The following is a 13,881-nucleotide window of genomic DNA, read 5'->3' on the forward strand; positions in this document are numbered from 1 at the left end:
GCGTCCAGTAGCGGAGCCCCGGGTGCCGCAGCCTGTAGCGATCCCTGGGGCGCGCGCCGGGAATAGGTGCATCTGAAACCGTTTTGCCACCGATTGGCGCACCGCACCATCGCCGCCCGCTTCTGGCATAGTTGAGGGCTCCCGCCGCCACACGTCGCACGCCGCCCATGTCGCCGAAAAAGACCTCGTTCCCGAAGCAGGATATCCGCGTACTGTTGCTCGAGGGGGTCAGCCAGACCGCGATCGACGTGTTCACCGCGGCCGGCTATTCGCAGATCGAACTGCACAGCAAGGCGCTGCCCGAAGACGAGCTCAAGGCACGCATCGCCGAGGCCCACATCGTCGGCATCCGCTCGCGCACGCAGCTCAGCGCGGACGTCCTGGTACATGCCAAGCGCCTGATGGCGGTCGGCTGTTTCTGCATCGGCACCAACCAGGTGGACCTGGAGGCGGCGGAACTGGCCGGCATCCCGGTGTTCAACGCGCCCTACTCCAACACCCGCAGCGTGGCCGAGCTGGTGATCGCCGAGGCGATCATGCTCACCCGTGGCATCCCGCAGAAGAACGCCGAATGCCATCGCGGCGGCTGGTCCAAGTCGGCCGCCGGCAGCCATGAGGTGCGCGGCAAGACGCTGGGCATCATCGGCTACGGCCATATCGGCACGCAGGTCGGCGTGATGGCCGAAGCGATGGGCATGCAGGTGATCTTCCATGATGTCGAAACCAAGCTGTCGCTGGGCAATGCCCGCGCGGCGATCAGCCTGGACGACCTGCTGGCACGTGCGGACATCGTCACCGTGCATGTACCCGAGACCCCGGCCACCCAGTGGATGATCGGCGCCGATGAACTGGCCCGCATGCGCCCCGGCGGGCACCTGATCAATGCCGCGCGCGGCACCGTGGTCGACATCGACGCGCTGGATGCGGCGCTGCGTTCAGGCCATCTCGGCGGCGCGGCGGTGGACGTGTTCCCGGTCGAGCCCAAGGGCAACGGCGATGCCTTCGTCTCGCCGCTGACCGCGCACGACAACGTGATCCTGACCCCCCACGTGGGCGGCAGCACACTGGAAGCGCAGGACAACATCGGTGTGGAAGTGGCGGCCAAACTGGTGCGCTACAGCGACAACGGCAGCACCCTGTCGGCGGTCAACTTCCCGGAAGTGACCCTGCCCGAGCATGCCGAGAGCCTGCGCCTGCTGCACATCCACCAGAACGTGCCGGGCGTGCTCTCCAAGGTCAACGAGATCTTCTCGCGCCACAACGTCAACATCGACGGCCAGTTCCTGCGCACCGACCCCAAGGTCGGCTACGTGGTGATCGACATCACCGCCAGCGAAGCCCAGGCCGGCGCGGTGCGCGAGGAGCTGGCGGCCATCCCGGGCACCCTGCGCACCCGCGTTCTTTATTGACGGGTCAGCCAGCGCTTGGCCATGCGCGGCAGCGAATCATCCCCATCGGGGGTCTCGATCGCCGCGTTGGCCACGTCACGGATCTCACGCCAGGCCAGCGCCAGTGATTCTTCGCTGATCGCGAACTGCTCGCTGCCCAGCGCCCGCACCACGTAGCGGGCGTCGTAGTGCCAATGCCCCGGCACGTCCTTGCGTTCCGGGATCCAGTGCTTGTCGATGTCGAACAGTTCGCCATCCTCCAGCACCAGCGCGGTCAGCCCGGATTCCTCCTCGGCCTCCTTCAGCGCCACCTGGGCCAGATCGCGCTCGCCATCGGCGTGGCCGCCCAGTTGCAGCCAGCGGTCCAGCTTGCGGTGGTGGGTCAGCAGGACCCGCTGCCCGTCGGCGCTGACCAGCCAGGCGCTGCCGGTGAAGTGGCCGGCCAGCCGTTCCCGCAGGAAGGGATTCAGAGGATCGTCCAGGAGTGTGCTGAATTCGTCAGCCAGTGCGGCTTGATCCGGGTGGCGGCGGGCGTAGGCATCAAGCTGACTGCGCAGTGCAGCGTCAGGAATGGCAACGGATTCGGGGTTCAGCGACATGGCAGGAGCAGGCATCGTGCGGATTTGGCCGATTATCGCTCGGCCATGCTGCATTTGTGCTTGTACAGCGGCTTCAGCTTTGGCTAAGGTACAGCGGGCCCCGCACCGCTGGGGCGCCCAGTCGCCATCAGGGCGTGCGGCAATGTACCGCGCGCCTCACCTTTGTTCTTTTAGGGAAGCACTGCATGCTGAAGTCTCTGTTGAGGGTCAAACCGGTCGCACCGGCACCGCACGTCGATGCTGGCGAGCCCATCGAAGGCAGCCTGGATGGCGAGCCCACACTGAAACGGACCCTCACAGCGAAACACCTCATCCTGCTTGGCATCGGTGCGGTGATCGGTGCCGGTATCTTCGTGCTTACCGGCCAGGCGGCGGCGAACCATGCCGGCCCGGCGGTGATGCTGTCGTTCGTATTCGCCGGCTTTGCCTGCGCGCTGGCCGGCCTGTGCTACGCCGAATTCGCGGCGATGATGCCGGTGTCGGGCAGTGCCTATTCCTATTCGTACGCCACCCTCGGCGAAGGCATGGCCTGGTTCATCGGCTGGTGCCTGGTGCTGGAATACCTGTTCGCCTCGGCTTCGGTCGCGGTGGGCTGGTCGGCGTACCTGATCAGCTTCATCACCACCACGCTGAACATGCCATTCCCCGACGCGCTCAGCGCCGCGCCGATCGCATGGACCGGCCACGAGTTCATCGCCTCGGGCAAGCTGTTCAACCTGCCCGCAGTGCTGATCGTGGCGGCCGTCTCGGGCCTGCTGTACGTCGGCGTGACCCAGTCGGCCTTCGTCAACGCGATCATCGTGGCGATCAAGGTCACCGTGATCTGCCTGTTCATCGGCTTCGGCGCCGCGCATCTGGACCCGTCCAACTGGACCCCGTTCATTCCGGAGAACACCGGCGTGCCCGGCGAGTTCGGCTGGAGCGGCGTGTTCCGCGCGGCGACCATCGTGTTCTTCGCCTACATCGGCTTCGATGCGGTCTCCACGGCCGCTGGTGAAACCAAGGACCCGCAGCGCAACATGCCGATCGGCCTGCTCGGCTCGCTGGCCGTGTGCACCATCGTGTACATCATTGTCTGCGCGGTGCTTACCGGCATGATGCCGTACCACCTGCTGGGCACGGACAAGCCGGTCGCCACCGCGCTGGAGCCCTACCCGACCCTGTCCTGGCTGAAGACCGCCGTGGAAATCGGCGCGATCGCCGGCCTCTCCTCGGTGGTGCTGGTGATGATGATGGGCCAGACCCGGATCGCCTACACGATCTCCCGCGACGGCCTGCTGCCGAAGATCTTCGGCAAGGTCCACAAGCGCTTCCGCACGCCGTACTGGAGCACGATCGTGGTCGGCGTCATCGCCGCCACGCTTGCCGGTACCGTACCGCTGAACGTGCTGGGCGAACTGGTTTCGATGGGTACCCTGCTGGCCTTTGCCACGGTCTGCATCGGCGTGCTGATCCTGCGCTACACGCGCCCGGAACTGGAGCGTCCGTTCCGCGTGCCGCTGGTGTGGGTGATCTGCCCGCTGGGTGCACTGGCCTGTCTGTTCCTGTTCTACCAGGCGTTCGTGGTGCATTGGCACCTGTTCGTGGCCTGGACCCTGCTGGGCCTGTGCATCTACTTCGGCTACGGCATCCGCCACAGCAAGCTGAACAAGAAGTCCGCCTGAGTGCTACCGGGCCGGCCCAGTGCCGGCCCGGTCGTTTGTTACATCGCGCCTGAGAAGAAATCCAAACCATGTTCAAGCAACTGTGGGCCACCAAGCATCCGCACGCCGCCCATGAAGACGCCAATGGCCTGAGCCTGCGCCGTACCCTCGGCCCGTGGGGCCTGACCGCGCTGGGCATCGGTGCGGTGATCGGCGGCGGCATCTTCGTGATCACCGGCCAGGCCGCAGCCAACCATGCCGGCCCGGCGATCATGCTGTCGTTCGTGCTGGCCGCGATCTGCTGCGCGTTCTGCGCGATGGCCTATGCCGAATTCGCGGCGATGGTGCCGGTCTCCGGCAGCGCCTACACCTATACCTATGCCACGTTCGGCGAGCTCTCGGCCTGGTTCATCGGCTGGATGCTGGTACTGGAATATGGCGTCTCCGCCTCGGCGGTGGCCGTCAGCTGGACCGGCTATTTCCTGAGCCTGCTCAGCCATTTCGATATCCATCTACCCGCCGCGCTGGTCAGCGCGCCGCTGGATGGCCAGCTGCGCCCGACCGGCGCGATCGCCAACATCCCGGCCGCCGTGCTGGTCCTGCTGCTGACCTGGCTGTGCTACGTGGGCATCAGCAAGTCCTCGGCCATGAACATGGCGATGGTGGTGCTCAAGACCGCGCTGATCCTGCTGGTGATCGTGGTGGGCTGGAAATATGTGGATCCGGCGAACTGGACCCCGTTCATTCCGGACAACGAAGGCCCGGGCAAGTACGGTTTCGACGGCGTGCTGCGCGGTGCCGCGATGGTGTTCTTCGCCTATATCGGTTTCGAGGCGGTGTCCGTAGCCGCGCAGGAATCGCACAAGCCGCAGCGCGACATGCCGATCGGCATGCTGCTCTCGCTGGTGATCTGCACCGTGCTGTACATCGCCATGGCCGCGGTGATGACCGGGCTGGTGCCGTACCAGCTGCTGGGTACCGATGAGCCGGTGGTGACCGCGGTGGCCGCACATCCGCAGCTGGGCTGGTTGCGCGTGGTCGTGGAGATCGGCGCGCTGATCGGGCTGTCCTCGGTGGTGCTGGTGATGGTGATCGCGCAGCCGCGCATCTTCATGATCATGGGCCGCGACGGGCTGCTGCCGCCGCTGTTCACCAAGATCCACCCCACGTACCGCACGCCGCACATCAACACCGTGATCACCGGCATCGGCATCGCGCTGCTGGCGGCGGTGTTCCCGCTGGACGTTCTGGGCGAGCTGACCTCGATGGGCACGCTGATCGCGTTCGCGGCGGTCTGCGCCGGCGTGCTGATCCTGCGCCGCACCCAGCCGGACCTGCCGCGTCCGTTCCGGATGCCGATGGCGTGGCTGATCTGCAGTCTGGGGGTGCTGAGCTGCATCGCGCTGCTGACCGCGATGACGGCCCACAACTGGATGCTGATGGGCTTCTGGACGCTGGGCGGTTTCGCGATCTACTTCGGTTATGGGTATCGCCATAGCCGCCTGCGCGGGAATTAAAGATCACGCCTAAGCCAACGGCCGAAGCACCGGCCGAAGCGTCAGCTCTCCTGTTTCGGTCGGTTTGGCGGGGTGGTATGGGTTCGCGGGGGACGCCGTGAATCCATCCATGGAGGCTTATGTCGCCGCATCCCTGCGGCTCATACCCCCGCCAACCCACACCACCCCGCCTCTGACAGCGTGCGGGTGACGGTGCCCACGTCAGATGCAACGCCAAACACCCGGCCTTCGGCTTCCGGTTCGGCTTCGCCTCACTGTGCGGAAGGACGGACGGGGTGGGGTTTGAGGGGGTATGAGCCGCATGGATGCGGCGACATAAGCCTACAGGGACGTACTTGCGGCGTCCCCCGCAAACCCCACCCCGTCCGGCCCAGTCGACAAACCTGCTTTTAGCGTTTGACCTAGCTAAAATGACCGGCATGAGCACCCCCACCTTCCCGTACGACACCGCGCGCCTGAGCGAGCTGGCCCAGCTGCTGATCGACAACGTCCGCGAGCTGGCCCACGCCGGCTGGACCCCGGCCACCAGCAGCAACTTCTCCCACCGCCTGGATGACCGCCATGCCGCGATCACCGTGTCCGGCAAGGACAAGGGCCGGCTGGTGGAGGACGACATCATGGTGGTCGATTTCGACGGCAAGGCCGTCGGCCGGCCGCTGCGCCCGTCTGCCGAGACGTTGCTGCACACCCAGCTGTATCGCCGCTTCCCGGAGATCGGCTGCGTGCTGCACACCCATTCGCCGGTGCAGACCATCGCCTCCCGGCTGTATGCGCCGCAGGGCCATATCCGCCTGGAAGGCTACGAGCTGCTCAAGGCCTTCCACGGCAACAGCACCCACGAGATGGCGGTGGATGTGCCGGTGTTCGCCAACACCCAGGACATGGATGTGCTCTCGGCCCAGGTCGATGCCCTGCTCGACACCCAACCGCTGTGGGGCTACCTCATCGATGGCCACGGCCTGTATGCCTGGGGCCGCTCCATGGCCGAGGCACGCCGGCACATGGAAGCCTTCGAATTCCTGCTCCACTGTGAGCTGGAGCTGCGCAAGCTGCGCGGCTGATCGCGCTCAGATTCCTGAAGAGAATCTGTATTCCGCGCATCGCCATCAGTGCGTCGCCCCCGCCCCGGCGCCGCACTGGTACCCTTTCCTTCCCCCTCTTCGCCTCGATGCCGCCGCCATGAGCCGACTCCGCATATTTGATGACACCGCCCCGGATGTCCCGCTGTTCGACAGCCGGGATGGCGAGGCGATCGCTGCCGAACTGACCCCGATCGGCGTGACCTTCGAGCGCTGGCAGGCGGCCCATGAGGTCGCCCCGGGCGCCAGCCAGGACGAGGTGTTCGCCGCCTACAAGGTCGACATCGACCGGCTGGTCGCCAAGCACGGTTTCAAGAGTGTGGATGTCGCCTCGATCGCGCCGGACAACCCCAACCGCGCCGAGCTGCGCAAGAAGTTCCTGGACGAGCACTTCCACAAGGAAGATGAAGTCCGCTTCTTCGTCGCCGGCTCGGGGCTGTTCACCCTGCACGTGGATGGCAAGGTCTACGAGATCGAGTGCGTGAAGAACGATCTGATCGCCGTGCCCGATGGCATCACCCACTGGTTCGACATGGGCGAGGAGCCGAGCTTCGTGGCCATCCGCTTCTTCACCGAGCCGGATGGCTGGGTCGGCCATTTCACCGGCAGTGACATTGCCCAGACCTTCCCGCGTTACCACCCCGCACAGCACCAGGCCGACTGATCCATGCCGCATCCGACCGTCATCCTCACCGATATCGAGGGCACCACCAGCAGCATTTCGTTCGTCAAGAACGTGCTGTTCCCGTATGCGCGCAAGGCGCTGCCGGCGTTCGTCGCCGCGCATGGCCACGAGCCGCAGGTGCGCCGCTGGCTGGATGCGGTGGCGGTCGAGATCGGCGGCGCCTGCCAGGACAGCCTGATCGTGGAGACGCTGCAGGGCTGGATCGACCAGGACCGCAAGCACACCGCGCTCAAGGCGCTGCAGGGCATGATCTGGGAAGCCGGCTACCGCAACGGCGACTACAAGTCGCACTTCTATCCCGAAGTGGCCGCCGTGCTGAAGGGCTGGCATGCCGAGGGCAAGCCGCTATACGTGTATTCCTCCGGGTCGGTGCCGTCGCAGAAGCTGTTCTTCGGCTTCAGCGAGGCCGGTGACCTGACCGGGCTGGTCTCGGGCTGGTTCGACACCGAGATCGGCGGCAAACGTGAGGCGGACAGCTACCGCCACATCGTCGAGGCGATCGGCGTGCCGGCCGGGCAGATCGTCTTCTTGTCTGATGTGGTCGAAGAACTGGATGCCGCGCGCGACGCCGGCCTGCAGACCCGTCTGCTGGATCGCCTGGACGACTACCCGCTGCCGCGCAGCGGTGAAGCCACCCACGGCCACGACCGCGTCGAGAATTTCCAGCAGATCACGCTGTAGAGCCGATGGGTAAACCCGACCGGTAGAGCCGACTGTTAGTCGGCTAACGCCATGCCGATCGAAGAAGAGCAGCCGACTAACAGTCGGCTCTACCTTCGGCTCTACCGGTCGCCTTTACCCCCATCGGCTGACGCCATGCCGGTCGCCCGTTGCGTTACCTTGCCTTCGTATCCGCAAGCGAGGTGAAGCGCAGCGCATCACGCAGCTTGTCCAGGTCCGCCTCACTGCGCAGGCGGATGGTGACGGTCTCGCCCGGCACCAGGTCCAGCGCGTTGTCGTCCAGGGTGGCATCCACGCCGTCGAAGGCGATCCACAGCGCACGCACCAGCTTCGGCGAGCGCAGCGTCAACACGTAGCCGTTGCCGTTGCCGTTGCCGTTGCCGTTGCCGTCGGCGCGCAGCTCAGCATCAATGGTCGCAGGTGACAGCGCCAACGCCTTGGCCGGGACGAAATACACCACCTGCTGCGACAACAGCGTGGCGCCATCGAACAGCTCGACTACCGCCACCGTGCGGGTGGGCTCGGCGCCCTTCAACAGGTCCGCGTCGGCGAATCGCCCCACCTCCAGCGCGGACAACGGCGGCAGTGCCACGGTATGCCGCTGCTCATTGCGCAGCGCGCCATCGAGATCCATCACCCGCATCCGCCACGTCGCCTGCAGGCCCTGCTGACGATCGTTGAGCAGGCTCACCCGGGTCACGCCTTCGTCGCGCAATGCGGCCACCGCGTGGTCGGCGAAGAACCGTTTGGCGTGGAAGTGCAGCGCTTTCCAGCGGCCGGCGTAGTCGATGCTGGACCACGAGGCGCCCGGCCACACATCGTTGAGCTGCCAGTACAGCGAGCCCATCGTGTACGGCCTGGAGGCGCGGTGATGCAGCGCGGCGAGCTGGATGCCGTCGGCCTGCATCACCTGGCTCAGATACACGAAGGCCGGGAAGTCGCGCGGCGTGCCGTACTCCTCCTCGATGTACTTGAGCAGGCGCTGGTTGCCCTCGCCTGCCATGAATTTCTGGTGCGCGCGCACCGTCGGGCTGTCCACCTGCTGTTCCGCGGCGGGAATGATGCCGTCCAGCGTGCGCAGCACCGGCCAGGCCTGCAGCCCGTACTCGGACATGAAGCGCGGCGTTTCGTGCAGGTAGGCGGTGACCGGCAGGGCCGGATTGCCCCACACCTGCCAGTAGTGCTTGTCGCCGCGGGTGGAATCGTTGGCCTTCTCGTCCAGGTCGTTGCTCGGCGAGCTCGACCAGTACGGCACGCCCAGGCCCTCCTCGGCCACCACCTGGCGCAGGTCATTGCCGAACAGGTCAACGTAGCCCTGCCAGACCTTCGCGGCGAACGCGGGATCGGCAGCGGTCAGGTCGCGGCCGTGGCCCCAGTCCTTCCACGCGGTTTCTTCTTCGTTGTTGCCACACCACAGCACCACGCTGGGGTGATGTCGCAGGCGCCGCACGTTGTCGCGCGCCTCGGCGACCACGTTCGCGCGGAAGTCCGGGTCGTAGCCGGGCTGCATGCCGCCCCCGAACATGAAGTCCTGCCAGACCAGCAGACCGAGTTCGTCGGCGATGTCGAAGAACACGTCATCTTCGTAGTAGCCGCCGCCCCAGTTGCGCAGCATGTTCATGTTGGCATCGCGCGCAGCGGTCAGCTCACGCCGGATCCGCGCCGCGTCCACGCGCGCCGGGAACATGTCGAACGGGATCACGTTGGCGCCCTTGGCGAAGATCGGCACGCCGTTGATCACGAATGCGAACCCCTGCCCGCCGTTGCGGTCCACTTCCCGGCGCAGCTCGACGGTGCGAAGGCCGGTGCGCTGCTCGATGCGGGTCGCGTCCGTCGTGCCAGGGGCCAGCGTGGCGCGCACTGTGTATCGCGCCTGCTCGCCCTGCCCGGCCGGCCACCAGCGCCGTGGCTGCGATAGCGCGACCGGCATGACGATCCGGTTGTCACCGGCCTTGAGCAGGGCCTTGCGGTCGATGCGCGCCACGCGCTTGCCGTCCGGATCCAGCACCTCGACCTGCACCGCTGCAGTGCCGACGGCAGCACTCTCCACCTCCACCGCAACCTCAAGGTCCGCCCGCGTCGCATCCAGGGCGCGGGTCTGCACGGTCAGCGCGGTCAGGCGCTGCGCGTCCCAGCTCTCCAGTTGCACTGGGCGCCAGATGCCGGCGGTCACGTATCGCGGGCCCCAGTCCCAGCCGAAGTGGTAGCCCGGCTTGCGCACGAAATTGCCGACCATCGCGTCTTTTGGCTCATCGCCATAGGGCGAGGGATAGTTGCCGGCGATCTTGTGCGGCATCGCCTGCACGCCCGGCAGCAGGGTGCGGATCGGCGAGCGCAGCGCGATGCGCAGTTCATTGCCGCGCGCGCGCAGCTTCCCGTCGACCCGGGCCCGCCAGGTGCGATGGCTGTTGTCGGCCTGCAGCAGTGGCTGACCGTTGAGGGTGACCGTGGCGAACGTGTCGAGCCCGTCGAACGCCAGCTCGGCATGCGCACGGGCGAGCGTGCCGGCATCCACGTCGAACCGTGCGCGGTACTCCCAATCGGCCAGGCCGATCCACTGCAGCCCGGCCTCCGGGGCGCCGACGTAGGGATCCGGAATCTGCCCCTGCGCCAGCAGGTCGGTGTGCACGGCGCCGGGCACCTGCGCCGGGCGCCACTGTTGCAGGCCAGGATGCGCGGCACCGCGCGCGTCGCCGGGTAGCAGGCGGAATGACCACTCCGCCGCCAGCGGGGCGGCTGCCACGGGCAGTGCCCAGGCGGCCAGCAGGACCAGCATCAGCCAGCAGGCCGGTGCAACGACATGGAGACGGCTGTGCGTGCGCATTGGGGATCTGCCTGGCTGCGGGAGCAGCCGACCAACGGTCGGCTCTACCGGGGTTGGTGCAGCCGACCAACGGTCGGCTCTACCGGGGTTGGTGCAGCCGACCAACGGTCGGCTCTACCGGGGTGGGGTAGCCGACCGGCGGTCGGCTACTGATTCAACGCACTACGTTGAGCACTTCGTAGCACGCGCCCATAGTGTGGTAGTCGGTCTTGCCGGCCGGGCTCTTCTCATCGCTGTACTTGCGGTTGTCCGCGTCCAGGATGCGATACCAGGCGCCGTAGCGATGATCGATCATGTGCTGCCAGGCGTAGCCCCACAGTTTGTCGTACCAGTCCCAGTACACGGCGTCGCCGGTGCGCTTGGCCAGCAGCGCGGCGGTGGCCAGCGATTCGGCCTGCACCCAGAAGTACTTGTCGTCATCGCACACGCTGCCGTCCGGGGCGAACCCGTAGTACAGGCCGCCGCGTTCGGCGTCCCAGCTGCGTTCCACCGCCACATCGAACAGATGCCGCGCGGTCGGCACGAGCCAGTCGGCCTGTACGTGGCGATCCAGGATCAGCAGCAGCTTGGCCCACTCGGTCTGATGCCCCGGCTGGAAACCCCAGGGGCGGAACAGGTGCTTGGGATTGTCACGGTTGTAGTTCCAGTCGATCTGCCACTGGGTGTCGTAGTGCTCCCACACCAGCCCGTCGCCCTGCGCCGCCTGGCGGCGGGTCATGTGGTCGGCCAGCAGCAGCGCACGATCCAGGTAACGCTGCTCGCCACTGGCCTCGAACGCGGCCAGCATCGCCTCGCACATGTGCATGTTGGCGTTCTGGCCGCGGTAATCGCTGAAGGTCCAATCGGCGTCGGCTTCGTCCTTGTACAGGCCGAACGCCGGCTCCCAGAAGCGCATCTCCAGCAGTTGCCAGGTCTCGTCCATCCACGCACGGGCCTCGTTGATGCCGGCCTTCAGCGCGCAGCTGTAGGCCAGCAGCACGAACGCCACGCCGTAGCAGTGGTTGGTCGCGTCTTCGACCACACCATCGCGCAGCGTCCAGGCATAACCGCCGGTCGCCGGGTTGCGGTGCACCTCGCGCAGGTAGCGGAGGCCGTGTTCGGCTGCGGCCAGATCTTCCGGCTTGCCGAACTCGCGGTAGGCCATGGCGTGGTTGAACACGAACCGGGTGCTGCTGACCAGATGGCGGTGGCTGGCGTCGTACACGCTGCCATCGTCACGGTAGTAGTGGAAGAAACCGCCGTTGGGGTCGATTTCATGCGGCTGGTAGAACGCCATCGTCTGGGCGATGTGGGCGCGCAGGAACGCGGGCGAGCGGAAGTCGGGGGTCGGCGGAACCGGCGTGGTCATGCGGCGTCATCCTGTTGTTGCTGCAGCAGTTGCTGGACTTCATGAAGGCTGGGCATCGCGGCGAAGGCACCCTTGCGGGTCACGGCCAATGCACCGACGGCCGCACCGAAACGGATCGCATCCACCAGCGCCGTGGGGTCCTGGCAGAACGCGGCAAATCCGGTGCCGTCACCGCCGCGCTCGCCGATGCCGAACAGCAGGCCGCCGACAAAGGCATCGCCCGCCGCGGTGGAATCAACCGTGGTCACGCGGAAACCGGTCAGCACGCCGTGGGTGTGGCGGGTATGCCAGCGGATCGGCGCGGCGCCGTCGGTGATCACCACCGCCTGCGCCTGCGCACCCAGCAGCCGCTCGATCACGGCCGCGTCACCGCCCGGCACCGCGGCCGCCAGGTACTCCAGTTCTTCGCGCGAGAGCTTGACCAGGTCGGCCAGCGACAGCGCTTCCCACAACCGCGGCAACGGGTCGACACCGGTCGGCCACAGCGCCGGGCGCAGGTTGAGATCAATGCTGACCATCGCACCGGCCTGGTGGGCGCGGCGCATGCCCTCCAACGTGGCCTGTGCGATCTCGGCCTCGGTCAGGCTGTTGGAGCACACATGGAAGCTGCGCGTGCCTTCAAAGCAGTTCGGGTGGAAGTGCGAACTGCGGAACAGCAGATCGGCCGCCGGCGGGCGGTAGAAGCTGAAGCTGCGTTCGCCGCTGGCATCCAGTGCCACGAACGCCAGCGCTGTTTTGGCCGCGTCGGTACGCACGATGCAGTCGGTCGCCACGCCGGCACTGGCCAGGCTCTCGGCGAGGAAATCGCCGAACATGTCCTGGCCGAGCATCCCGGCAAAATGGGTGTCCGCACCAAGCCGCGCCGCCGCAACGGCGACGTTGGCGGGCGCACCGCCGGCGTACTGCAGGAAGGCACGCGGGGTGTCCGGGGTGGCCGGCGGTTGGGCAAGTAGATCGATCAAAATCTCGCCGAAACAAACAATCTTGGACATCGTGGCCTCAAGCTCCCTGGCGGATTCCAGCGGCCGGGCGCGAGCCCCACAGGCCGTAGAAGATGATGTAGCCGTAGCACAGCAGCGGCAGGATGAAGGACGGCTGCAGGCCGATATGGTCGGCCAGCTTGCCCTGCAGGACCGGGATCAGCGCCCCGCCGACGATCGCCATGATCAGCAGGCTCGACGCCTTGGTGGTCAGCGTGCCCAGGCGTTCGATGCTCAGCGCGAAGATCGTCGGGAACATGATCGAGTTGAACAGGCCGATCGCCACCACCGAGTACAGCGCCACCTGCCCCTGGGTGAGCATGGTCAGCGCCAGCAGCGCCACGTTCATGCTGGCGAACAGGGTCAGCAGCAGGCGCGGCGAGAAGCGGGTCATGATGGCCGAACCGGCAAAGCGGCCGATCATCGCCATCGTCCAGTACGCAGAGACGTAATGCGTGGCCTGCTGTTCGCTGAAGCCGCCGATGTTCGGCAGCGACAGGTAGTTCACCAGCACGCTGCCGACCGCCACTTCCGCACCCACGTAGAAGAAGATGCCGAGCACGCCGAACCGGACGTGGCGGTGACGCAGCGCCTCCATCAGGGTGTGCTTGTCGCTGCTGTTCTGCTCGGTCGTCTCATTCAGTGCCGGCAGGCGGAACAGATAGACGAACACGGCAAGCAGGACCAGCGCGATTGCCAGGCCGACATACGGGCCCTGCACCGACTGGGCTTCCTGGGTGCGATAGGCCAGCTGTTCGGCCATCGGCAGCACATTGATCTCGTCCGCACTCTTGACGGTGTTGCCCAGGATGAGCAGGCCACCGAAGATCGGCGCGATCGCGGTCCCCAGCGAGTTCAGCGCCTGGGCCAGGGTCAGTCGGCTCGACGCCGTCTGTTCCGGACCGAGCAGCGCCACATACGGGTTGGCCGCCACCTGCAGGACAGTGATACCCGTGGCCAGCACGAACAGCGCACCCAGGAAGGCTTCATACACGCGCAGCTCGGCCGCGGGCCAGAAGCCGAGCGCGCCCACTGCGGCGATGGCAAGGCCGGCCACGATGCCGTTCTTGTAGCCCAGCCGTGCGACCAGGCGACTGGCCGGCACCGACATCAGGAAGTACGCGCCGAAGAAGGTGA

The 13,881-nt window shown here is 66.6% G+C and carries 11 protein-coding genes; 6 read left to right on the top strand and 5 right to left on the bottom strand.

The features are described 5' to 3' along the window. Positions 1-167 precede the first annotated feature (167 nt). Positions 168-1,409, top strand: coding sequence for a phosphoglycerate dehydrogenase (gene serA, locus HMPREF3113_RS12305; RefSeq protein WP_070472917.1), 1,242 nt, complete (start codon positions 168-170; stop codon positions 1,407-1,409). Here the strand turns inward: serA and HMPREF3113_RS12310 are convergent. Further along, complete coding sequence (locus HMPREF3113_RS12310; RefSeq protein WP_175440354.1) at positions 1,403-1,987, bottom strand: NUDIX hydrolase; 585 nt, start codon at positions 1,985-1,987, stop codon at positions 1,403-1,405. The two genes, serA and HMPREF3113_RS12310, sit on opposite strands and share 7 nt — an antisense overlap. Positions 1,988-2,172: 185 nt before the next feature. On the opposite strand from HMPREF3113_RS12310, the gene HMPREF3113_RS12315 reads away from it, so the two are divergent. From HMPREF3113_RS12315 to mtnC, 5 genes are all read left to right on the top strand, one after another. Further along, positions 2,173-3,651: an amino acid permease gene (locus HMPREF3113_RS12315; RefSeq protein ID WP_046273457.1), complete on the top strand. Its 1,479-nt coding sequence runs from the start codon at positions 2,173-2,175 to the stop codon at positions 3,649-3,651. 68 nt (positions 3,652-3,719) lie between these two features. Next, positions 3,720-5,147 carry an amino acid permease gene (locus HMPREF3113_RS12320; RefSeq protein ID WP_070427279.1) on the top strand — a complete coding sequence of 476 codons (1,428 nt, stop codon included), beginning with the start codon at positions 3,720-3,722 and terminating at the stop codon, positions 5,145-5,147. Between the two features lie 419 nt (positions 5,148-5,566). Beyond that, positions 5,567-6,208, top strand: a complete 642-nt coding sequence (locus tag HMPREF3113_RS12325) for a methylthioribulose 1-phosphate dehydratase (RefSeq protein WP_070472920.1) — start codon at positions 5,567-5,569, stop codon at positions 6,206-6,208. A 118-nt stretch (positions 6,209-6,326) separates the two neighbouring features. After that, positions 6,327-6,890, top strand: a complete 564-nt coding sequence (locus tag HMPREF3113_RS12330) for a 1,2-dihydroxy-3-keto-5-methylthiopentene dioxygenase (RefSeq protein WP_019182986.1) — start codon at positions 6,327-6,329, stop codon at positions 6,888-6,890. 3 nt (positions 6,891-6,893) lie between these two features. Beyond that, positions 6,894-7,592, top strand: coding sequence for an acireductone synthase (gene mtnC / locus HMPREF3113_RS12335; RefSeq protein WP_070472923.1), 699 nt, complete (start codon positions 6,894-6,896; stop codon positions 7,590-7,592). A gap of 154 nt (positions 7,593-7,746) precedes the next feature. Here the strand turns inward: mtnC and HMPREF3113_RS12340 are convergent, their stop codons facing one another. The 4 genes from HMPREF3113_RS12340 to HMPREF3113_RS12355 all read right to left on the bottom strand — a co-directional run. Continuing rightward, positions 7,747-10,416: a beta-mannosidase gene (locus HMPREF3113_RS12340; protein WP_070472930.1), complete on the bottom strand. Its 2,670-nt coding sequence runs from the start codon at positions 10,414-10,416 to the stop codon at positions 7,747-7,749. Positions 10,417-10,570: 154 nt separating this feature from the next. Continuing rightward, entirely contained in the window at positions 10,571-11,764 is a 1,194-nt protein-coding gene (locus HMPREF3113_RS12345) for an AGE family epimerase/isomerase (protein WP_070472933.1), read from the bottom strand. Continuing rightward, a complete protein-coding gene (locus HMPREF3113_RS12350; protein WP_070472937.1) occupies positions 11,761-12,756 on the bottom strand; it encodes a carbohydrate kinase family protein in 996 nt (331 codons plus the stop codon). The genes HMPREF3113_RS12345 and HMPREF3113_RS12350 overlap by 4 nt, the downstream gene beginning before the upstream one ends. A 7-nt stretch (positions 12,757-12,763) precedes the next feature. Further along, positions 12,764-13,881 (bottom strand): sugar MFS transporter (locus HMPREF3113_RS12355; protein ID WP_254665289.1); only part of this gene is annotated, 1,118 nt, incomplete at its 5' end.

The sequence above is a fragment of the Stenotrophomonas sp. HMSC10F06 genome (assembly GCF_001807865.1).
GTDB lineage: Bacteria > Pseudomonadota > Gammaproteobacteria > Xanthomonadales > Xanthomonadaceae > Stenotrophomonas > Stenotrophomonas bentonitica_A.

Bases quoted from the DNA above. Each gene is read 5' to 3' on its own strand.
- serA (WP_070472917.1), top strand. From the start codon at position 168: ATGTCGCCGAAAAAGACCTCGTTCCCGAAGCAGGATATCCGCGTACTG.
- HMPREF3113_RS12310 (WP_175440354.1), bottom strand. From the start codon at position 1,987: ATGTCGCTGAACCCCGAATCCGTTGCCATTCCTGACGCTGCACTGCGC.
- HMPREF3113_RS12315 (WP_046273457.1), top strand. From the start codon at position 2,173: ATGCTGAAGTCTCTGTTGAGGGTCAAACCGGTCGCACCGGCACCGCAC.
- HMPREF3113_RS12320 (WP_070427279.1), top strand. From the start codon at position 3,720: ATGTTCAAGCAACTGTGGGCCACCAAGCATCCGCACGCCGCCCATGAA.
- HMPREF3113_RS12325 (WP_070472920.1), top strand. From the start codon at position 5,567: ATGAGCACCCCCACCTTCCCGTACGACACCGCGCGCCTGAGCGAGCTG.
- HMPREF3113_RS12330 (WP_019182986.1), top strand. From the start codon at position 6,327: ATGAGCCGACTCCGCATATTTGATGACACCGCCCCGGATGTCCCGCTG.
- mtnC (WP_070472923.1), top strand. From the start codon at position 6,894: ATGCCGCATCCGACCGTCATCCTCACCGATATCGAGGGCACCACCAGC.
- HMPREF3113_RS12340 (WP_070472930.1), bottom strand. From the start codon at position 10,416: ATGCGCACGCACAGCCGTCTCCATGTCGTTGCACCGGCCTGCTGGCTG.
- HMPREF3113_RS12345 (WP_070472933.1), bottom strand. From the start codon at position 11,764: ATGACCACGCCGGTTCCGCCGACCCCCGACTTCCGCTCGCCCGCGTTC.
- HMPREF3113_RS12350 (WP_070472937.1), bottom strand. From the start codon at position 12,756: ATGTCCAAGATTGTTTGTTTCGGCGAGATTTTGATCGATCTACTTGCC.